Below are 17,308 nucleotides of genomic sequence, written 5' to 3'. Positions count from 1 at the left end.
TGTGGGCTTCTCCGTATTCTTTGCTTCTCACGGGGGAGACCACATGACCGAGCGTCAGCGAGGGAGTTTTGGTGCGCTTATGTGGGCTTCTCCGTATTCTTTGCTTCTCACGGGGGAGACCACATGACCGATTCCAGGCCCGACTCTCACCAGAAGGGGCCGGTCCGCCTCAAGCGCGGTCAGCGGCCTGACAGCACGACCGACCAGCGCCTGCTCGACTCGCGCGGTCCGGCCGACTGGGTCCATACCGATCCATGGCGGGTGTTGCGCATCCAGGCTGAGTTCATCGAGGGCTTCGGTGCACTCGCCGAGTTGGGTCCCGCGGTCAGCATCTTCGGATCGGCGCGCACCAAGCCCGACGACCCGATGTACGACGCGGCGCGCCAGATCGCCGCAAAGCTGTGTCACGAGGGCTACGCCGTCATCACCGGCGGCGGCCCCGGCGCGATGGAGGCGGCCAACCGCGGAGCGAGTGAGTGCGGCGGCGTCTCGGTGGGCCTCGGCATCGAGCTGCCACACGAGCAGGGCATGAACGAGTGGGTCGATCTGGGGATCAACTTCCGCTACTTCTTCGTCCGCAAGACCATGTTCGTCAAGTACGCCCAGGGCTATGTCGTCCTGCCGGGCGGCTTCGGCACGATGGACGAGTTGTTCGAGGCGCTGACGTTGGCACAGACGCAGAAGATCACCTCGTTCCCGATCGTGCTGTTCGGCACTGCCTACTGGGGCGGTCTGATCGACTGGCTCCGCAGCACGATGCTGCCTGACGGCAAGATCGGCGAGAAGGACATCGACATGCTCCGCCTCACCGACGACATCGACGAGGCCGTCGCCTGGTTCGTGGCCAAGGACAGCTAGGGACGCTGCGACAACTCGGCGCGCAGCGAGGCGACCTCGTCCTTGAGCTCGCTGAGCGCGTTCAGGATCTCGGTGTCGCCCTCTTCGATCTCTTCGACGATCTCGCGGGCGTCGTCATCCGACTGCTTCTCCAGTGCCTCGACGGCGACCGCGATGAACAGGTTGAGCACGATGTAGGTCGAGGCGAGGATGTAGATGATGAAGAACGCCCACGCCCAGGGATGCTCGTCGGTGACCGGACGTGTGACCGCGGCCCAGTCGTCACCCGTCATGATCTGGAAGAGCGACAGCAGGGAGTTCGGCAGGTTCCCGAAGTGCTCGGGATCGGTATCGCCGAAGACCTGGGTCGACATCACGCCCGAGATGTAGACCAGCATCACCAGAAGTGCGCCGATCGAAGCCATGCCGGGGATCGTCGCGACGAGCGCTGCCACCACTCGACGCATCGAGCGTACGGCCGAGAGCAGGCGCAGGACGCGGAGCACCCTGAGCACCCGCAGGACGCCGAACCCGCTCGAGGCCGGGATCAGGGCGATCACGACGACGAACAGGTCGAACAGGCTCCAGCCGTCCCTGAAGAAGTCGCGTCCGTGCGCATAGATCCGGAGGCCGAGCTCGACCACGAAGATGCCGACGGTGATCCAGCCGAGCGCCGTGAGCCAACCATGTGACGCCTCCATGAGGCGGGGTGAGGTCTCCAGCCCGAGGACCACGGCGTTGACGAGGATCACGCCGATGATGAACCACTGGAACGGGCTCGAGTCGACGTAGGCGCGTACGCGGGCCCGATTGTGCGGCATGAAGGGGCCTCTCTGGAGCGGGACCGTCATGGTAACGAGCGGGGCATCAGGCGAGGCCGCGTCTCGCGACCGCAGGCGGCCTGGTGCCCAGCATGGATGCCACCATGTCGAGCGTCTGGCGGGTCTCGGCAACGTTGTGGGCGCGGAAGACCCGCGCCCCCTGCCAGGCCGAGACCGCTGTCGCCGCGAGAGTGCCGGGCAGCCGGTGATCCTTGTCGAGGTCAAGTGTTTCGCCCACGAAATCCTTGTTGGACAGGGCAACGAGCACGGGCCATCCGGTTGCGACCAGCTCGTCGAGCCGGCGAGTCAGCTCGAGGCTTTGGCGGGTGTTCTTGCCGAAGTCATGTGTGGGATCGATCAAGATGCCGTCGCGGCGAACGCCCGCCGAGACCGCGCGATCGGCCAGCGACGTCACCGTCGCCACGACATCGGCGACGACATCGTCGTATGCCGCGCGGTGGGGGTCGGTGCGGGGCCCGATGCCACCGGTGTGACTGCACACCAGCCCGGCACCGTGCTGCGCGGCCACCGCGGCGAGCTCGGGGTCGTGGCCGGACCAGGTGTCGTTGACCAGGTCGGCCCCGAGCCGGCACAGCTCATCGGCCACTTCGCTGCGCCACGTGTCGACGCTGATGACGAGGTCGGGGAATCGAGATCGCGCCTCGACCACGAAATCGGCCGTGCGGCGCAGCTCCTCCTCGACGCCGACGTCGGGCCCGTGGCCGGCCCGTACCCCGCCGACATCGACGATGTCCGCGCCGTCGTGCACCGCCTCGGCGAGGCGTACGAGCGCGGGCTCGAGGTCGTAGGTCGATCCGTTGTCGTAGAACGAGTCGGGGGTGCGGTTGATGATCGCCATCAACACGAGGTCGTGCGGCTCGAACGTACGCGTGCCCAGACGCAGGATGTCCGGGGCGGCTGGCAGAGTCACACCCGTGAGCGTAACGACTGAACGCAGCGGCATCGTGCGGTGCCCGTGGGGCGACGACCCGGCCATGATCGACTACCACGACACCGAGTGGGTCGCGAGCTGCGCGGCGACCGCGAGCTGTTCGAGCGGATGTCCCTCGAGGCGTTCCAGTCCGGTCTGTCCTGGGCCATCATCTTGCGCAAGCGGGAGCATTTCCGGGAGGCATTCGCCGACTTCGATCCCGCAGTCGTGGCGGAGTTCGGCGAGGTCGAGGTCGCCCGATTGTTGGGCGATGCCGGCATCGTCCGCAACCGCCTCAAGATCGAGGCGACGATCAGCAACGCGCGCACGCTCCTTGAGCTGGACGAGTCGTTCAGCGACCTGCTGTGGTCGTTCGCGCCTCCGCCCAGCCCGGCGCCGACGTCCTACTCCGAGGTGCCCGCCACCACACCGGAGTCGATCGCCATGGCCAAGGGCCTGAAGCAGAGGGGATTTCGGTTCTTCGGGCCGACGACGGCCTATGCCTTGATGCAGGCCACCGGCATGGTCAACGACCACCTCGCCGACTGCGTGGCACGCAATCCCTGACCCACGCGTCACGCCGGCCCCACCCGCACGGGCGTGGCTTCCGCAGTTCGGGCGATCGGCAACCTAGGATCCGAGCATGGCCTCATCGCGGAGAATTCCCCGCTCCCGCAGGACGCTCGGCGCCACCGGACTGCTCCTGTCAGCTGTCCTGGTGGCAGGAGCGGGCATCGTCGTCTCGACTGTGCCGATCCTGATCGTGGCGACGGCATACGCCGTCGTCAGCGGCGTGATCTCCGCCAGGTTGCTGTCCGGCGAGCTCACCCTCAAACGTCGTGAGTGGGCCCTCGAGCGCGTCCGCATCATCGATCACAACAGCCGGGTCGCCGTCGCCCGGTCCCGCGAGCACATCGAGTTCGCCGACCAGATGGGTTCGCGTGTGCGTCTGCGTGACGCCCAGCTGGCGACGCTCCGCGACTCGTTGGTGACCGCCGAGATCGATCTGGCCCGAGCGCGCGAGCGGGTGTCCGAGGAGCGCGCACGCGGCGCTGCCCTGCAGGCTGATGTCGAATCCGCCCAGTCCGATCTCGAGTCGGCGAGGGTCGATCTGCGACATGCCCATGACGCGCTGGCCTCGAGCGAGAGCGCAGAGCTGCATGCTCGCTCCCAGATCCTCGCCTGGGAGCAAGCTGCCTCCGAAGAGTCGCACCGCCAGCACGACCGCACCGCCTGACCGTCCAGGTCAGCGGCCGGTGAAGGTCGGCTTCTCCTTGGCGAGGAATGCCTGCACGGCGACCAGGTGATCGGCCGACGCCCCGGTCAGCGCCATCTTCTGAGCCTCGTGCTCAAGGGCCGACGGCAGGTCGTTGGTCGCCGAGAAGGCCAGCGCACGCTTGATCGATGCAAGCGCGAGCGTCGGTCCGTCCGCGAGCGAGCGGGCCAGTGCAGCGACCACGGTCTCGAAGTCCTCGTCGTCGACGACCTGGGTGGCAAGCCCGAGAGCGTAGGCCTCGTCGGCCGGGATCGTCCGGGGCTGCATCAGCAGCTCGGTGGCCTTCCCGTGCCCGACGAGCCGCGGGAGCGTCCACGAGGCGCCGGTGTCGCAGGAAAGCGCGATGCCGGCAAATGCGAGGTTGAACCCGGCCGATCGACGTACGATCCGGAAGTCCGAGGCGAAGGCGAGCGACGCGCCCGCGCCCGCCGCTACGCCGTTGACCGCTGCGATGACGGGCTTGGGCATCGTCGCGATCGCGGTGACGGTGGGGTTGTAGTGCTCGACGACGGTGTCTCCGAGAGACGTCTGCTCACCGGTCAGCTCGGCGACATGCTCCTTGAGGTCCTGGCCGACACAAAAGGCACGGCCGGTGCCGGTCAGCACGACGCAGCGCACCTCGCTGTCTGCCGCCGCCGCGTGGAGCGCGTCGCGAAGTGCGACCTTCGTCGCGAGGGTCAGACTGTTCATCCCGTCGGGCCGGGCGAAGGTCACTGTGCCCACTCCGTCGGCCACCTCGTACGTGACCGGGGGTGCGCTGGGATCGCTCATGTGTGCCTCCTGTGGGACTGCGGTCGAACCTGCTCGGGCCATAGGCGATAATAGGAGACATGCTTCTCGCCGTAGCGGCGGGAGCTCCACAGCGAGAGGGGAACTGATGGCCGCCATGAAGCCAAGGACCGGAGACGGCCCGATGGAGGTCACCAAAGAAGGACGCTGCATCGTCATGCGCGTCCCGCTCGAGGGCGGCGGACGTCTGGTCGTCGAGCTCAACAATGAGGAAGCGGCCACGTTGGGCGACCAGCTCAAAGCCGTCTGATGTACGGCTTGACGGTTCGTTGGTCCCTGACCGACGCCCCCAAGGGCACGCTCAAGGCACTCCGCAGCTACGTCGAGGACGAATCCTTCGCGAAGTTCGCGGGACTCGATGGCCTGCGCTTCAAGTCTTGGCGCGCCCGCAAAGGTGAGTGGTTCGAGGGCAGCTATGTGTTCGTGTCCGATGAGGCGCGTTCGGCATTCCAGCACGACTTTGAAAAGAGCGCCGCCAAGTCGGCCGGGTCCAAGATCATCGGCAGCGCACCGATCTCGATCGAGGCGTGCGAGATCATCGCCGTCGTGCGGGGCAAGGCAGGCTTCCGCTCGTCAGCGTCGTTCGAGCACGACAAGCGCGACGACGACTGACGCTGACGGGTCACTTTTTGACTGGTGACGGGTCACTATCTGCCGTCTGGTGAGCACTGCGGGGTGAAACAATTGACCCGTCACCACACAAAAAGTGACCCGTCAGCGCGATGGGGGTCGGGTGATCAGTAGAGCTGCGCGACCAACAGGCCATCGCCGACCGGCAGCAGCACGCTGCGCAGCCGCTCGTCGTTCTTGACCCGCTGCACGACCTCGCGGATCGCGGTCGTCTCGGGATCCCGCTGCGCAGGATCCGCGACCCGGTCGTGCCAGAGCGCGTTGTCGAACACGATGATCCCGCCGGGACGTACGAGGCGCATCGACTGGTCGAGATATTCGCCGTACTCGACCTTGTCGCCGTCGAGGAACACGACGTCGTAGCCCGCGTCGGTCAGCCGTGGCATGACGTCGAGCCCGGAGCCGGCGATCAGTCGGAAGCGCTGCGGCGCGAAACCGGCCTCGACGAATGTCTCGCGGGCAAGCCGCTGGTGCTCGGCCTCGAGATCCACGGATGTCAACACACCGTCTGGCTGCATGCCGCGCAGGAGCCACAGACCGGAGATCCCCGTGCCCGTGCCGATCTCGGCGACCGACTTGGCCTGCACGGCCGAGGCGAGGAACGACAGTGCGGCGCCTGCACCCGGACCCACCGGGACGACGCCGACCTGGTCTGCGCGACCTCTTGCCGCGGCGAGATGGTCGTCCTCGCCCTGGAAGTCCTCGGCGTACGCCAGGCTGGCTGCGGTGGTGATGGTTGGCTCCTCGATCGGGGTGGTCAAGGCCAGACTATCGGCGACCGGGCCGTTGACCCGGGAGGCTCCGCGGAGGAATCTGGGGAACAGTCAGGTGATTCAGGGCGTTCTCTCAGGTAGGGGTACAACGATCTAGTCATGAAGGCAGACGACGTGGACACGGCAACGCTCAACTGGGACGACATCGTCGCGGAGCATTCCGCGCGGGTCTACCGGCTTGCCTACCGTCTGACCGGCAATCGGCAAGACGCCGAGGATCTGACCCAGGACGTGTTCATCCGGGTCTTCCGCTCGCTCGACACCTACGAACCCGGCAACTTCCCGGGGTGGCTGCACCGCATCACGACGAACCTCTTCCTGGACCGTGTCCGCCGCAAGTCCCGCCTGCGGATGGATGGCTTCTACGAAGGTGCCGAGGAGAAGCTCCTCAGCTCGGAGATCCTGCCCGAGTCGGCCGTGCACGACGCCAACTTCGACCCTGACATCGAGCTGGCCCTGTCGGCGCTCTCCGATGAGTTCCGGGTGGCCGTCGTGCTGTGCGACATCGAGGGCCTCTCCTACGAAGAGATCTCGGACGTCCTGGGGATCAAGCTCGGCACGGTTCGTTCCCGCATCCACCGTGGCCGGACCCAGCTCCGCGAGACGCTGGCTCACCGGGCTCCCCGCCAGGGTCGGACCCGCTTCGTCGGCCCGGTCGGGGCCTAGGTCAGATGGCTCATCTGGGTGCCGACGTCGCCGCATTCGTGGACGGGCAGCTGTCCGAGCCCGCGATCCGCGAGGCGATGACGCACCTGCAGTCCTGCGACGGCTGCGCCAAGGCCGTACGCCAGCAGCGTCTGCTCAAGTCACGTATGTCGACTGTGGCGACGCCCGAACCTCCGCCAGCCCTGCTGGCGTCGCTCTCCGGGCTGGCCACCGCACCACCTCTTCGGGAGAGCTGGTGGGCCCGCATGCGTCGTTCGGTGCCATTTCGTGCCGGCGTCGTGCTGGCCAGCGCATCGGCCGCTGTCGTCATCGCCGCCTATGCCGTGGGCGGCTCCGACGAGCGCCTCGGTGATGAGATCGCGCCGCCGTTCGACAGCTACGCTGCCAACTTCTTCGGCGCGACAGCCGTCCCGGCAGGCAACATCATCGGCGAGTCCGAGCTGAACGAGCTCGACGGCTCGGGCTGGCCGTGCCACGAGACGCTCGCGGGCGACTTGCGACGTGTCTCGGGGTCGCTGACCGATGACCGGGTCGTCGCCCTGAGCTATTCCAACGGCAGCACCAAGCTCAACTTGTTCGAGCAGACCGGCTCGCTGGACCGTGACAGCATCCGGGACTTCGAGCCGGCCGTGCTGGGGAGGTCGCAGGTCTGGGTACGGCAGGGCGAGCCGATGCTGGTGACCTGGGATGACGACGGGGTCGTCTACACGATCGTGACGGACGCCGATCGCGAGCGGGTCGAGCAGGCGGTCGCCGATCTTCCCCGGGGCTCCTACTCCGACGGACCGACCGATCGTGTCCGGGACGGCCTCGACCGCATGACCGCCTGGGTCGACGCGGCCTGAGCCGGCTGATCGCCTAGGTCGACTCGGGGTCGAAGGGCGGCGTCTCCCCGGGCCGAAGGATGCGGGCTTCCTTGGTGGCCGCCGGCGTCGTGTCCTCGTCGAGGAAGTTGCGCCGGACGATCTCGCGCGGATCGAGGTCCTTGAGGTTGAGGTCCGAGAAGTCCTGCCCCATCTCGCGACCCAAGTCGTTCTTGGCGTTGTCGGCCATCTGGCGGAGCGTACGCACGAAGCCGCCGGCCTGCTTGGCGATCCCCGGGAGCTTGTCCGGGCCGAAGACGAGCAGCGCGAAGACCAGGATCACGCCGATCTCAGCCACGCCCATCCCGAGCATGCGGTGCTCCTACAGCCTTCCGGCGGGCGCGAGGCCGAGCTGCATGCCGGCCAGGCCCCGCGAGCGTCCGCTCAGCTGGTCGGCGACGCCCTGCAGGATCTTGGCTGCCTCGGAGTCGGGATCGGTCTCGACGATCGGGTCACCGTGGTCGCCACCCTCGCGGAGGCTCTGGTCGAGGGGGATCTGGCCGAGCATCGGCACGTCGTAGCCGAAGCGGGCGCTGAGTGTCTCGGCGACCCTGGCGGCTCCGCCTGACCCGAAGATCTCCATGCGCTCGCCGCCCGGGACCTGGAGGTAGGACATGTTTTCGAGGACTCCCACGACGCGTTGGTGCATCATCGAGGCCATCGTGCCGGCACGCTCGGCGACGTCTGCCGCTGCGGGCTGGGGGGTCGTGACGACGACGACCTCGGCGTTGGGCAGGTGCTGGCCGAGGCTGATCGCGACGTCGCCCGTGCCCGGCGGCAGATCCAGCAGGAGCGCGTCAAGGTCGCCCCAGTAGACATCGCTCAGCATCTGGACGAGTGCCCGGTCAAGCATGGGTCCGCGCCACGCGACGACCTGGTCCTTGCGGGGCTTGAGCATCCCGATGCTGATGACCTTCATGCCCTTGACCGGCACCGGCATGATCATGTCCTCGACCTGGGTCGGGCGGAGGTCTCCGACGCCGAGCATGTCAGGGATCGAGTGTCCGTAGATGTCGGCGTCGATGATGCCGACCTTGAGACCGCGCTTGGCCATCGCCAGAGCAAGATTGACCGTCACGGTCGACTTGCCCACTCCACCCTTGCCGGAAGCGATCGCGAAGACCTTGGTCAGCGAGCCGGCCTGGGCGAAGGGGATCTCCTTCTCGGCGCGGCCGCCGCGGAGCATCTCCTGCATGCTCTTGCGCTGCTCGTCGGTCATGACGCCCATGTCGACGACGACCGCATGGGCCGGTGCGACCGAGGCGACCGCGGCGGTGATGTCGCGGTTCAGCGTGTCCTTGAGCGGGCACCCGGACACCGTGAGCAGCAGGCGCACGGTGATCTGCGACTGTTCGATCGTGATGCCGTCGACCATCCCGAGATCGGTGATGGGCCGCTTGATCTCAGGGTCATTGACCTTGCTGAGGGCTTCACGGACTTGTTCTTCGGTGACCACTGACATACGCCCATCGTACGGGGGAGGACCCGGCCCGGATCATGAGTGTGACCTAATAGGGCGATCTCAGCCCAGCGCGACAGGCAGCAGTCCGTGGGGCGTGTGGTCGGCGATCTGATGGAGAGCGGCAGCGAGCTTCGGGTAGGTGAAGCAGAAGCCCGACTCGGTCAGGGCCCGCGACTCGACCCACCGGCTCTTCAGCACCAGCTCGGCCTCGGTGCGGATGATTCGGGCGCCCGCCTCCAACGTCCATGTCGGAAGGGGGAGGCCGCGACTTCGGCCGAGGATGGTCCGGACGTGGCGCATCGTCTCGGCGTTGGTCAGGACCTCAGGAGCCGCGACGTTGACAGGACCGCCCAGCTCCGGATGGTCATAGGCGTACGTGATCGCGGCGACCACGTCGTCGACGTGCGCCCAGCTGAACCGCTGGCCGCCGTCACCCATGGGGCCGCCGAAGCCGAGCCGAGCGAGATTGATGAACGGGTTGAGGGCGCCACCACCGGGCCCGAGGACGATTGACATGCGGAGCGCGACCTTTCGCACGGGCGCGGGTGACGTGAACAGCTCGTGCTCCCACGCCCGGGCAACCGCCACCGAGAAGCCGGTACCGAGCTCGCCTGTGACCTCGTCCATCGGACGGTCGCGCGAGTCGCGATAGATCGTGCCGGTGCTCGCGTTGACCCACAGCTTGGGGGGACGCGTGCTGGCGGCAATAGCGTGACCTAGTGCTGCGGTCGTCTGGGTGCGCGACGAGAAGATCGCGTCAGCGTTGCGCTTGCCGTAGCGGCAGCTCACCGATCGTCCTGCCAAGTTGACGAGCAGGTCGGCACCGTGGAGCACGTCGACGAGACCGTGGGTCCAGGTGGCATCGCTGGAGGCGCCACGACCGATCGTGCGTACCTCGACGCCCGAGTCGCGGAGCGTGCCCACGAGGTGCTGGCCGATGTATCCGGAGGCCCCTGCGACGACGGCGCTGCGCAGTTCGGTGTGGATCATGGACCCCACCTTAGTCGTAGAACTGAACATGTTCAATTATGCAGGTGGAAGGATGGGGGAGTGGGACACCTCGACCTCAACTCCATCGGCTTCACGCTGTCCGACGGGCGGCCCCTGCTCGACGAGGTCAGCCTCCGGGTCGGAGAGGGCAAGAAGGTCGCGCTGATCGGCCCCAACGGCAGCGGCAAGACGACGCTGACTCGCATTGCGACGGGCGATCTTGCTGCCCAAGAGGGTGCCGTGACGGTGTCCGGTGGTCTCGGCGTCATGCGCCAGTTCGTCGGCTCGGTCCGCGACGAGTCGACCGTGCGAGACCTGCTGATATCTGTCGCACCGCCGACAGTTCGCACGGCCGCCGCCGAGGTAGACCGCACCGAGCTGCTGATGATGGAGCGGGACGACGAGCGGGACCAGATGGCGTACGCGCAGGCGCTCGTCGACTGGGGCGACGCGGGTGGCTATGAGCACGAGTCGATGTGGGACGTGTGCACGATGGCAGCGCTCGGCGTGCCGTTCCAACAGGCGCAGTGGCGACAGGTCACGACCCTTTCAGGTGGGGAGCAGAAGCGGCTCGTGCTCGAGGCACTGCTGCGTGGACCGGAGCAGGTCCTGCTGCTCGACGAGCCCGACAACTACCTCGACGTCCCGGCCAAGCGCTGGCTGGAGGGCCAGCTGGTCGAGTCGAGCAAGACCGTGCTGTTCGTGAGTCACGACCGCGAGCTGATCGAGCGGGTCGCGGATCGCATCGCGACGCTTGAGCCCGGTGCGGCCGGCAGCTCACTGTGGATGCACTCGGGCCGGTTCTCGACCTATCTTCAGGCGCGGATCGACCGCAATGCCAAGCTCGAGCAGCGTCGGCTCCGCTGGGACGAGGAGCGGGCCAAGCTCAAGGCGCTCGTCCTGATGTACCGGCAGAAGGCCGCGTACAACGCCGACATGGCCTCGCGTCTCCAGGCGGCGGTGACCCGACTGGAGCGCTTCGAGCTGGCCGGGCCGCCCGAGGCGGTGCCGATCGCACAGAATTTGCGGATGCGGCTCGAAGGAGGTCGGACGGCCAAGCGCGCCGTGGTCGCCGAGCAGGTCGAGCTCACGGGGTTGATGAAGCCGTTCGATCTGGAGATCTGGTTCGGGGAGCGCGTCGCGGTGCTGGGCAGCAACGGCTCCGGCAAGTCGCACTTCCTGCGGCTGCTCGCCGCTGGCGGCTCACGTCCCGACATCGAGCACGAACCCGTCGGCGACGTCATCCCGCCTCCTGTCGACCACACCGGCATGGCGAGGCTCGGATCGCGGGTGCGACCCGGTTGGTTCGCCCAGACCCACGAGCACCCGTCGCTGCTGGGTCGGACGCTGCTGGAGGTCCTGCACCACGGCGACGGGCACCGGCGGGGGATGGGGCACGAGGGATCAGCCAAGGCGCTCGACCGCTATGGGCTCGCCAAGGCCGGGGACCAGGTGTTCGAGCAGCTGTCGGGTGGTCAGCAGGCGCGGTTCCAGATCCTGCTCCTCGAGCTGTCCCACGCGACGCTGCTGCTGCTCGACGAGCCCACGGACAACCTGGACCTGCACTCCGCCGAGGCCCTCGAGCAGGCACTGTCGAGGTTCGAGGGCACGGTCGTGGCGGTGACGCACGACCGGTGGTTCGCCCGGGGCTTCGATCGGTTCCTGGTGTTCGGCGCCGACGGCAACGTCTATGAGTCCGACGAGCCGGTCTGGGACGAGGCGAGGGTCGCTCGTGGGCGTTGACCTCTGTGCCGGCCAGCGGTCGGCGACCCGTAGGATCGCGCCATGATGCGGCAGCGGCTGGCCCGGACCGTCGTGCGGGCGATGGGCTATCGGATGGTCGGCGAGGTGCCACCGAGCGGGATCCTGGTCGGTGCGCCGCACACCTCCAACTGGGACTTCGTCACGATGTTGCTGGTGATGTGGCACGAGGGCGCGCACCCGCGCGTGCTGGTCAAGAAGCAGCTGTTCCGCGGGCCGCTCGGCGGTTTGCTACGCACCTGCGGCGGTGTCCCGCTCGATCGTGAGGACGCCGGGGCGGTGGTCGGCGACCTGGTCCGTGAGGCCGGGACAGGCGAGCCGTTCAGGCTGATCATCGCCGCCGAGGGCACCCGCACCAAGGGCGACCGCTGGAAGTCGGGGTTCTATCGACTGTCCAAGGAGACCGGGCTGCCGATCTCCCTGGCGTTCTTCGACCCGCCGACCAAGACGATGGGTTTCGGTCCGACGTTCCACCCGTCCGGCGATGTGCGCGCTGACATGGATCTTGTCCGTGCGTTCTATGCCGACAAGCCCGGCATCAAGCCTGCCAACGCGACTGAGCCGCGACTCAGCGAGGAGTCCTAGCTCAGTCCCGCTCGTCCTCGGCGGCGCGCTCGTCGAGATCGGCCACGAGGCCGCGCAGCTCGCCGCGGATGAAGTCACGGGTTGCGACCTCGCCGAGGCCCAGACGAAGGCTGGCCACCTCACGGGCCAAGAACTCCATGTCCGCGTTGGCCTGCGCCGTGGCGTCGCGATCCTGCTCCTGGGTCACGCGGTCGCGCGCCTCCTGGCGGTTCTGCGCGAGCAGGATGAGTGGTGCGGCGTATGACGCCTGCAGCGACAGGATCAGGGTGAGGAAGATGAACGGGTACTCGTCCCAGCGGTAGCGATCGGGACCATAGGGAATGTTCCACGTCACCCAGATCGCGACGAAGACCGTCATCCAGGCGATGAACGTCGCAGTGCCCAGGAAGCGTGCGGTGGACTCCGCGAAACGCCCGAAGCGCTCGGGGTCGGGGTCGCGACGCGAGCGTCGGAACGACCGGCGGACCTCGCGTGGCTGGTCGAGTCGGGCGCGGTCAGCCATGGGCGACCACCTCCGACTCCGGCCCTGGGTCCGGCTCGGTGTCCTGCTCTCGCCAGCCCTCCGGGAGCAGGTGGTCGAGCACGTCGTCGATGGTCACCGCCCCGAGTAGATGTGCGTTCTCGTCGACGACCGGCAGTGCCACCATGTTGTAGGCGGCCAGCAGGTTGGCGACGTGCTGGAGCGACGCCTCAGGCCTGGGCCAGTCGATGTCGTTGTCGACGATCGCACTGACCAGGGTCGAGGGCGGCTCGCGGAGGAGGGCCTGGAAGTGGACGATCCCGAGGAACCTGCCGGTCGGAGTCTCCAGCGGCGGGCGACACACGTAGACCATCGACGCGAGCGCGGGGATGAGATCGGGGTTGCGCACCCGTGCCAGGGCGTCGGCGATCGTGGCATCGGGCGGCAGGACGACCGGCTCGGTCGTCATCATGCCGCCGGCCGTGCGCTCCTCGTAGGTCAGCAGGCGGCGTACGTCCTCGGCGTCCTCGGGCTCCATCAGCGCGAGCAGCTGCTCTGCGGTCGCGGGGGGCAGCTCGCCGAGGAGATCGGCGGCGTCGTCGGGGTCCATCTCGGTGAGTACGTCCGATGCCCGCTCGGGGTCGAGCACACCGAGGATCTCGACCTGGTCCTTCTCGGGCAGCTCCTCGAGGACATCGGCCAGACGCTCGTCGTCGAGCTCGGTCACGACCTCCATACGGCGCTTGGGCGCGAGATCGCGCAGCGCGTTGGCGAGGTCGGCCGCTCGCATCTCGTCCATCGTCGCGAGCAGGTGCGTGGCACCCTGGCCGGCCTCCTCAGTGGTGAGACCCGTGACCTCGTCCCACTCGAGCACCTGGTGAGGGCCGCGACGGCCAAAACGCTTGCTGCCGCCCTGGACCGCGACATCGCTGACGTGCCAGTCGCGGCGTGAATCCTGCTCCATCGCGAGGTCGTAGACCGTGCCGGTGGACCCGTCATGCAGGGTCACGGTGCGGTCGAACAGCTCGTGGATCGCGAGGGTCTCGGTGCGGCGCTGGACGAACTTGCGGACGTTGAGGACGCCGGTCGTGATGATCTGGCCGGAGTCGAGCGAGGTCACCCGGGTGATGGGCAGGAAGACCCGCCGGCGCCCCAGGACCTCGACGACGATGCCCAACACGCGGGGGCGTTGCTTGTCTGATCGCACCGCGACCACGACATCGCGCAGCTTGCCCACCTGGTCGCCCGCGGGGTCGAAGACCGCCTGGCCCACGATGCGGGACAAGAAGATGCGGCTGGGGGTTGCGCTCACGCTCGAACTCTACCGGTGGCGCCACCGCCCGGACGACGATGGCTTGCAGGCCTGATCCGTGGTCAGGAAATGCGACCTGGCACGAGCCGATCTACCGTGAGACGCAGGTCACGATTCTCCCAGGGGGAACATGTCACTCGCTCTGCTCGACCGCCACCACACCATCGCCAAGCCGGGTTTCAATCGCTGGCTCATCCCGCCAGCGGCGCTCGCCGTGCACCTGTGCATCGGTCAGGTATATGCCACGAGCGTCTACAAGGCGTCGCTCGTCAAGCACTTCGATGCCAGCCTGACCTCGATCGGCATCATCTTCTCCATCGCGATCGTGATGCTGGGAGTCTCGGCCGCGGTCTTCGGGACGTGGGTGGACTCGGGCGGCCCACGGAGAGCGATGTTCACCGCCGCCTTGTTCTGGTCTGGCGGATTCATGATCGGTTCGCTCGGCATCGCGACCGACCAGCTGTGGCTGGTCTACCTGGGCTATGGCTTCATCGGTGGCATCGGCCTCGGCATCGGCTACATCTCGCCGGTCTCGACGCTGATCAAGTGGTTCCCCGACCGTCCAGGCCTCGCGACCGGCATGGCGATCATGGGGTTCGGTGGCGGGGCCATGATCGCCAGCCCCCTGTCCTCCAAGCTCCTCGGCATCTATGACGACTCCTATGACACGGCGACCGGCATAGCCTCGGGGTCGGCGGTGGCCAAGTTGTTCGTGACGCTCGGGTTGGTCTATCTCGTCCTGATGATGTTCGGCGCCTGGCTGATCCGGGTCCCGGCCGATGGTTGGAAGCCCCAGGGCTTCGATGAGTCGAAGGTCAAGACCAAGGCGCTCGTGACGAGCGACAACGTGTCGGCCGACAACGCGATCAGGACGCCGCAGTTCTGGTTCCTCTGGGTCGTCCTGTTCTGCAACGTGACAGCCGGCATCGGCATCCTGGAGCAGGCGGCGCCGATGATCCAGGACTTCTTCCGCGAGGGGTCAGCGTCCTCGGTCTCGGCGGCGTCTGCTGCCGGATTCGTCGGTCTGCTCTCACTCTTCAACTTGGCCGGCCGGTTCCTCTGGTCGTCGACCTCAGATGTCGTGGGCCGCAAGAACATCTACGTCGTCTATCTCGGGGTCGGCATCATCCTGTATGCGCTGCTGGCGTTCAAGGGATCGACCTCGACGACGCTGTTCGCCCTGCTCGCGGGCGTGATCCTCAGCTTCTATGGCGGCGGGTTCGCCACGGTCCCGGCATACCTGCGCGACTTGTTCGGAACGTTCCAGGTCGGCGCGATCCACGGACGTCTGCTCACGGCTTGGGCGGCGGCCGGCGTGGTCGGTCCGCTGATCGTCAATCGATTCCTCGATGCCCAGGGTGAACCGGGCAAGCTCAATGCCGCCGACTATCGACCGGCACTGTTGACCATGGTCGGGATCCTCGCAGTCGGCTTCATCGCGAATCTGCTGATCCGGCCGGTCGCGTCCCGATTCCACGAGGAGGAGTCGTCCGCACCGGCGGAGGCGCAGGTCGCCTCGGAGGAGCATGACGTCGCGGTTGCCGCATCGACACCGTTGATCTTCATCGCCTGGATCGTGGTCGCGATGCCGCTGGCATACGGCGTCTACGAGACCGTCGTCAAGGCCGCTGACCTGTTCTGACGGTGGCTACGCTGGACGCATGGCCATTCGCAGCATCCTCATGATCAGTGGCAGCGTTCGCGCCGGTTCGGTCAACTCAGCTGTCATCGCGACCGCCGCCCAGCTCGTCCCAAGAGATGTTGTCGCAGTGACCTATCAGGGTCTGGGCGGATTGCCCCACTTCAACCCTGACCTCGACCACGACCCATTGCCGCCCGCGGTGACCGAGCTGCGCCGCCTGATCGACGAGTCGTCGGCGCTGCTGATCAGCACCCCGGAGTATGCCGGCGCGATGCCAGGGGCGCTCAAGAACCTGCTGGAGTGGACCGTCGGGGGTGTTGAGACGACTCAGAAGCCGGTCGGCTGGATCAACCCGTCGGCGATCCTCAACCGGTCGATCGGCACCTATGCCTCGTTGCGGACCGTGCTGGAGTACACCGACGCCCTAGTTGTTCTGTCCACGGACGTTAGGAACGGCGTGCCGGGTGGACATGAGTGAAGACCTCCGGGTGAGGTGTGGAGCAACCACGCGTCCTCACCTTCACCGGAGGTCTTCATGCCCCACGCTAATGCCCCCTTGTCAGAGACTGGTCGGCTTCGTCTGGCCAAGGTCGTCGTCGATGACGATTGGCCGCTGGAACGTGCTGCCGAGCGTTTTAATGTCTCGGTCACCACGGCGCGGCGGTGGGCCAGTCGCTATCGGGCACTTGGCAAGGCCGGAATGGTCGACCGGTCCTCACGTCCGAAGTCGTGCCCACACCAGCTGCCGCGGCGGACCGAGCGCCGGATCGTGGGGCTGCGGGTCTCGCGCCGGTGGGGACCGGCGAGGATCGCTTACCGGCTCGGGTTGAACGTCTCTACGGTCCACCGGGTGCTGACCCGCTACGGGTGTCCGCCGCTGCGCTGGACGGACCCGGCCACCGGGGTCAGGCTCCGCACCTCACGGCGCGAGCGTCGCAGCTATGAGATGGCCGAGGCCGGCGACCTGGTTCACGTCGACATCAAGAAGCTCGGCCTGATCCCTCCCGGTGGCGGCCACCGATTTGTGGGTCGACGAGCAGGCCGGGCCAACAGCGGAACCCGTGGCCGCGGCTACGCGTTCATCCACAACGCTGTCGATGACCGGACCCGGCTGGCCTACTGCGAGATCCTCACCAACGAACGCAAGGAGACCGCCGCCGGGTTCTGGGAACGAGCCCGCGCCTGGTTCGCCGACGCCGGGATCGAGGTCAGAGCCGTGATGACCGATAACGGCTCTTGTTACAAGTCCAAGCTCTGGACCCAGACCCTCGGCGAAGCCAAACACGTCCGCACCAGGCCCTACCGGCCCCAGACCAACGGCAAAGTCGAGCGCCTCAACCGCACCATGATCGAGGAATGGGCATACGCGCGCCCCTACCGGTCCGAATCAGAACGCGTCGCTGAATTCGCCACCTGGCTCCACACCTACAATCACCACCGAGGACACACCTCACTCAAAGGCGCATCACCAGCCGACCTCGTTCCCAACCTGGCAGGACAGAACACCTAG

21 protein-coding genes are annotated in these 17,308 nt (G+C 67.2%); 12 read left to right on the top strand and 9 right to left on the bottom strand.

Going from position 1 to position 17,308, the window contains the following annotated elements:
• Positions 1 to 123: 123 nt before the first annotated feature.
• Positions 124 to 858 carry a TIGR00730 family Rossman fold protein gene (locus tag WKF39_RS15530; RefSeq protein WP_340390049.1) on the top strand — a complete coding sequence of 245 codons (735 nt, stop codon included), beginning with the start codon at positions 124 to 126 and terminating at the stop codon, positions 856 to 858.
• Here the strand turns inward: WKF39_RS15530 and WKF39_RS15525 are convergent.
• Complete coding sequence (locus WKF39_RS15525; RefSeq protein WP_340390047.1) at positions 855 to 1,658, bottom strand: ion transporter; 804 nt, start codon at positions 1,656 to 1,658, stop codon at positions 855 to 857. The two genes, WKF39_RS15530 and WKF39_RS15525, sit on opposite strands and share 4 nt — an antisense overlap.
• A 46-nt stretch (positions 1,659 to 1,704) precedes the next feature.
• Positions 1,705 to 2,589 (bottom strand): dihydropteroate synthase, encoded by an 885-nt coding sequence (gene folP, locus WKF39_RS15520; protein WP_340390045.1) that lies wholly within the window; start codon positions 2,587 to 2,589, stop codon positions 1,705 to 1,707.
• A gap of 87 nt (positions 2,590 to 2,676) precedes the next feature.
• Between folP and WKF39_RS15515 the strand changes: the two genes are divergently transcribed.
• Both WKF39_RS15515 and WKF39_RS15510 read left to right on the top strand, forming a co-directional pair.
• The gene (locus tag WKF39_RS15515) at positions 2,677 to 3,156 is read left to right on the top strand and encodes a DNA-3-methyladenine glycosylase I (RefSeq protein WP_340390043.1); all 480 of its coding nucleotides are present in this window, start codon (positions 2,677 to 2,679) and stop codon (positions 3,154 to 3,156) included.
• Positions 3,157 to 3,232: 76 nt separating this feature from the next.
• Positions 3,233 to 3,826 carry a hypothetical protein gene (locus tag WKF39_RS15510; RefSeq protein ID WP_340390041.1) on the top strand — a complete coding sequence of 198 codons (594 nt, stop codon included), beginning with the start codon at positions 3,233 to 3,235 and terminating at the stop codon, positions 3,824 to 3,826.
• Positions 3,827 to 3,835: 9 nt separating this feature from the next.
• On the opposite strand, the gene WKF39_RS15505 is transcribed toward WKF39_RS15510, so the two are convergent.
• Complete coding sequence (locus tag WKF39_RS15505) at positions 3,836 to 4,636, bottom strand: enoyl-CoA hydratase-related protein (protein ID WP_340390039.1); 801 nt, start codon at positions 4,634 to 4,636, stop codon at positions 3,836 to 3,838.
• Between the two features lie 106 nt (positions 4,637 to 4,742).
• On the opposite strand from WKF39_RS15505, the gene WKF39_RS15500 reads away from it, so the two are divergent.
• Both WKF39_RS15500 and WKF39_RS15495 read left to right on the top strand, forming a co-directional pair.
• Positions 4,743 to 4,904 carry a DUF3117 domain-containing protein gene (locus WKF39_RS15500; RefSeq protein ID WP_082530405.1) on the top strand — a complete coding sequence of 54 codons (162 nt, stop codon included), beginning with the start codon at positions 4,743 to 4,745 and terminating at the stop codon, positions 4,902 to 4,904.
• Entirely contained in the window at positions 4,904 to 5,266 is a 363-nt protein-coding gene (locus WKF39_RS15495) for a hypothetical protein (protein WP_340390029.1), read from the top strand. Before WKF39_RS15500 ends, WKF39_RS15495 begins: the two co-directional genes overlap by 1 nt.
• Before the next feature lie 125 nt (positions 5,267 to 5,391).
• Here WKF39_RS15495 and WKF39_RS15490 read toward each other — a convergent pair whose 3' ends face one another.
• Positions 5,392 to 6,045 carry an O-methyltransferase gene (locus tag WKF39_RS15490; protein ID WP_340390027.1) on the bottom strand — a complete coding sequence of 218 codons (654 nt, stop codon included), beginning with the start codon at positions 6,043 to 6,045 and terminating at the stop codon, positions 5,392 to 5,394.
• A gap of 111 nt (positions 6,046 to 6,156) precedes the next feature.
• Here WKF39_RS15490 and sigE point away from each other — a divergent pair, with 111 nt between their 5' ends.
• Both sigE and WKF39_RS15480 read left to right on the top strand, forming a co-directional pair.
• Entirely contained in the window at positions 6,157 to 6,723 is a 567-nt protein-coding gene (gene sigE / locus WKF39_RS15485; protein WP_340390025.1) for an RNA polymerase sigma factor SigE, read from the top strand.
• A gap of 5 nt (positions 6,724 to 6,728) precedes the next feature.
• Positions 6,729 to 7,568, top strand: a complete 840-nt coding sequence (locus WKF39_RS15480; RefSeq protein WP_340390023.1) for a hypothetical protein — start codon at positions 6,729 to 6,731, stop codon at positions 7,566 to 7,568.
• Between the two features lie 13 nt (positions 7,569 to 7,581).
• Here the strand turns inward: WKF39_RS15480 and WKF39_RS15475 are convergent, their stop codons facing one another.
• The 3 genes from WKF39_RS15475 to WKF39_RS15465 are packed head-to-tail and all read right to left on the bottom strand — an operon-like array spanning position 7,582 to position 10,038.
• Entirely contained in the window at positions 7,582 to 7,899 is a 318-nt protein-coding gene (locus WKF39_RS15475; RefSeq protein WP_340390021.1) for a sec-independent translocase, read from the bottom strand.
• A 9-nt stretch (positions 7,900 to 7,908) separates the two neighbouring features.
• Complete coding sequence (locus WKF39_RS15470; RefSeq protein ID WP_340390019.1) at positions 7,909 to 9,048, bottom strand: P-loop NTPase; 1,140 nt, start codon at positions 9,046 to 9,048, stop codon at positions 7,909 to 7,911.
• A 60-nt stretch (positions 9,049 to 9,108) separates the two neighbouring features.
• On the bottom strand, positions 9,109 to 10,038 hold the full coding sequence (locus WKF39_RS15465) for a TIGR01777 family oxidoreductase (RefSeq protein WP_340390017.1): 930 nt from the start codon (positions 10,036 to 10,038) through the stop codon (positions 9,109 to 9,111).
• 60 nt (positions 10,039 to 10,098) lie between these two features.
• On the opposite strand from WKF39_RS15465, the gene WKF39_RS15460 reads away from it, so the two are divergent.
• Positions 10,099 to 11,781 (top strand): ATP-binding cassette domain-containing protein, encoded by a 1,683-nt coding sequence (locus WKF39_RS15460; protein ID WP_340390015.1) that lies wholly within the window; start codon positions 10,099 to 10,101, stop codon positions 11,779 to 11,781.
• A gap of 42 nt (positions 11,782 to 11,823) precedes the next feature.
• Complete coding sequence (locus WKF39_RS15455; RefSeq protein WP_340390013.1) at positions 11,824 to 12,384, top strand: 1-acyl-sn-glycerol-3-phosphate acyltransferase; 561 nt, start codon at positions 11,824 to 11,826, stop codon at positions 12,382 to 12,384.
• A gap of 1 nt (position 12,385) precedes the next feature.
• On the opposite strand, the gene WKF39_RS15450 is transcribed toward WKF39_RS15455, so the two are convergent.
• Both WKF39_RS15450 and WKF39_RS15445 read right to left on the bottom strand, forming a co-directional pair.
• Positions 12,386 to 12,886 (bottom strand): DUF1003 domain-containing protein, encoded by a 501-nt coding sequence (locus WKF39_RS15450; RefSeq protein WP_340390011.1) that lies wholly within the window; start codon positions 12,884 to 12,886, stop codon positions 12,386 to 12,388.
• The gene (locus tag WKF39_RS15445) at positions 12,879 to 14,156 is read right to left on the bottom strand and encodes a CBS domain-containing protein (RefSeq protein ID WP_340390009.1); all 1,278 of its coding nucleotides are present in this window, start codon (positions 14,154 to 14,156) and stop codon (positions 12,879 to 12,881) included. Before WKF39_RS15445 ends, WKF39_RS15450 begins: the two co-directional genes overlap by 8 nt.
• Before the next feature lie 130 nt (positions 14,157 to 14,286).
• Here WKF39_RS15445 and WKF39_RS15440 point away from each other — a divergent pair, with 130 nt between their 5' ends.
• From WKF39_RS15440 to WKF39_RS15430, 3 genes are read left to right on the top strand one after another with little or no spacing between them, the layout of a single operon-like run.
• Positions 14,287 to 15,798 carry an OFA family MFS transporter gene (locus tag WKF39_RS15440; RefSeq protein ID WP_340390007.1) on the top strand — a complete coding sequence of 504 codons (1,512 nt, stop codon included), beginning with the start codon at positions 14,287 to 14,289 and terminating at the stop codon, positions 15,796 to 15,798.
• 19 nt (positions 15,799 to 15,817) lie between these two features.
• Positions 15,818 to 16,276 carry an NADPH-dependent FMN reductase gene (locus WKF39_RS15435; RefSeq protein WP_340390005.1) on the top strand — a complete coding sequence of 153 codons (459 nt, stop codon included), beginning with the start codon at positions 15,818 to 15,820 and terminating at the stop codon, positions 16,274 to 16,276.
• Between the two features lie 57 nt (positions 16,277 to 16,333).
• The gene (locus WKF39_RS15430) at positions 16,334 to 17,308 is read left to right on the top strand and encodes an IS481 family transposase (RefSeq protein WP_340386347.1); all 975 of its coding nucleotides are present in this window, start codon (positions 16,334 to 16,336) and stop codon (positions 17,306 to 17,308) included.

The organism is Aeromicrobium sp. (assembly GCF_037719875.1).
Taxonomy (GTDB): Bacteria; Actinomycetota; Actinomycetes; order Propionibacteriales; family Nocardioidaceae; genus Aeromicrobium.
The sequence above is the reverse complement of the archived record's forward strand: the minus strand, read 5'-3'. Positions and strand labels throughout refer to the sequence as shown.

Bases quoted from the DNA above. Each gene is read 5' to 3' on its own strand.
- WKF39_RS15530 (WP_340390049.1), top strand. From the start codon at position 124: ATGACCGATTCCAGGCCCGACTCTCACCAGAAGGGGCCGGTCCGCCTC.
- WKF39_RS15525 (WP_340390047.1), bottom strand. From the start codon at position 1,658: ATGCCGCACAATCGGGCCCGCGTACGCGCCTACGTCGACTCGAGCCCG.
- WKF39_RS15510 (WP_340390041.1), top strand. From the start codon at position 3,233: ATGGCCTCATCGCGGAGAATTCCCCGCTCCCGCAGGACGCTCGGCGCC.
- WKF39_RS15505 (WP_340390039.1), bottom strand. From the start codon at position 4,636: ATGAGCGATCCCAGCGCACCCCCGGTCACGTACGAGGTGGCCGACGGA.
- WKF39_RS15500 (WP_082530405.1), top strand. From the start codon at position 4,743: ATGGCCGCCATGAAGCCAAGGACCGGAGACGGCCCGATGGAGGTCACC.
- WKF39_RS15495 (WP_340390029.1), top strand. From the start codon at position 4,904: ATGTACGGCTTGACGGTTCGTTGGTCCCTGACCGACGCCCCCAAGGGC.
- sigE (WP_340390025.1), top strand. From the start codon at position 6,157: ATGAAGGCAGACGACGTGGACACGGCAACGCTCAACTGGGACGACATC.
- WKF39_RS15480 (WP_340390023.1), top strand. From the start codon at position 6,729: ATGGCTCATCTGGGTGCCGACGTCGCCGCATTCGTGGACGGGCAGCTG.
- WKF39_RS15475 (WP_340390021.1), bottom strand. From the start codon at position 7,899: ATGCTCGGGATGGGCGTGGCTGAGATCGGCGTGATCCTGGTCTTCGCG.
- WKF39_RS15470 (WP_340390019.1), bottom strand. From the start codon at position 9,048: ATGTCAGTGGTCACCGAAGAACAAGTCCGTGAAGCCCTCAGCAAGGTC.
- WKF39_RS15465 (WP_340390017.1), bottom strand. From the start codon at position 10,038: ATGATCCACACCGAACTGCGCAGCGCCGTCGTCGCAGGGGCCTCCGGA.
- WKF39_RS15455 (WP_340390013.1), top strand. From the start codon at position 11,824: ATGATGCGGCAGCGGCTGGCCCGGACCGTCGTGCGGGCGATGGGCTAT.
- WKF39_RS15450 (WP_340390011.1), bottom strand. From the start codon at position 12,886: ATGGCTGACCGCGCCCGACTCGACCAGCCACGCGAGGTCCGCCGGTCG.
- WKF39_RS15440 (WP_340390007.1), top strand. From the start codon at position 14,287: ATGTCACTCGCTCTGCTCGACCGCCACCACACCATCGCCAAGCCGGGT.
- WKF39_RS15435 (WP_340390005.1), top strand. From the start codon at position 15,818: ATGGCCATTCGCAGCATCCTCATGATCAGTGGCAGCGTTCGCGCCGGT.
- WKF39_RS15430 (WP_340386347.1), top strand. From the start codon at position 16,334: ATGCCCCACGCTAATGCCCCCTTGTCAGAGACTGGTCGGCTTCGTCTG.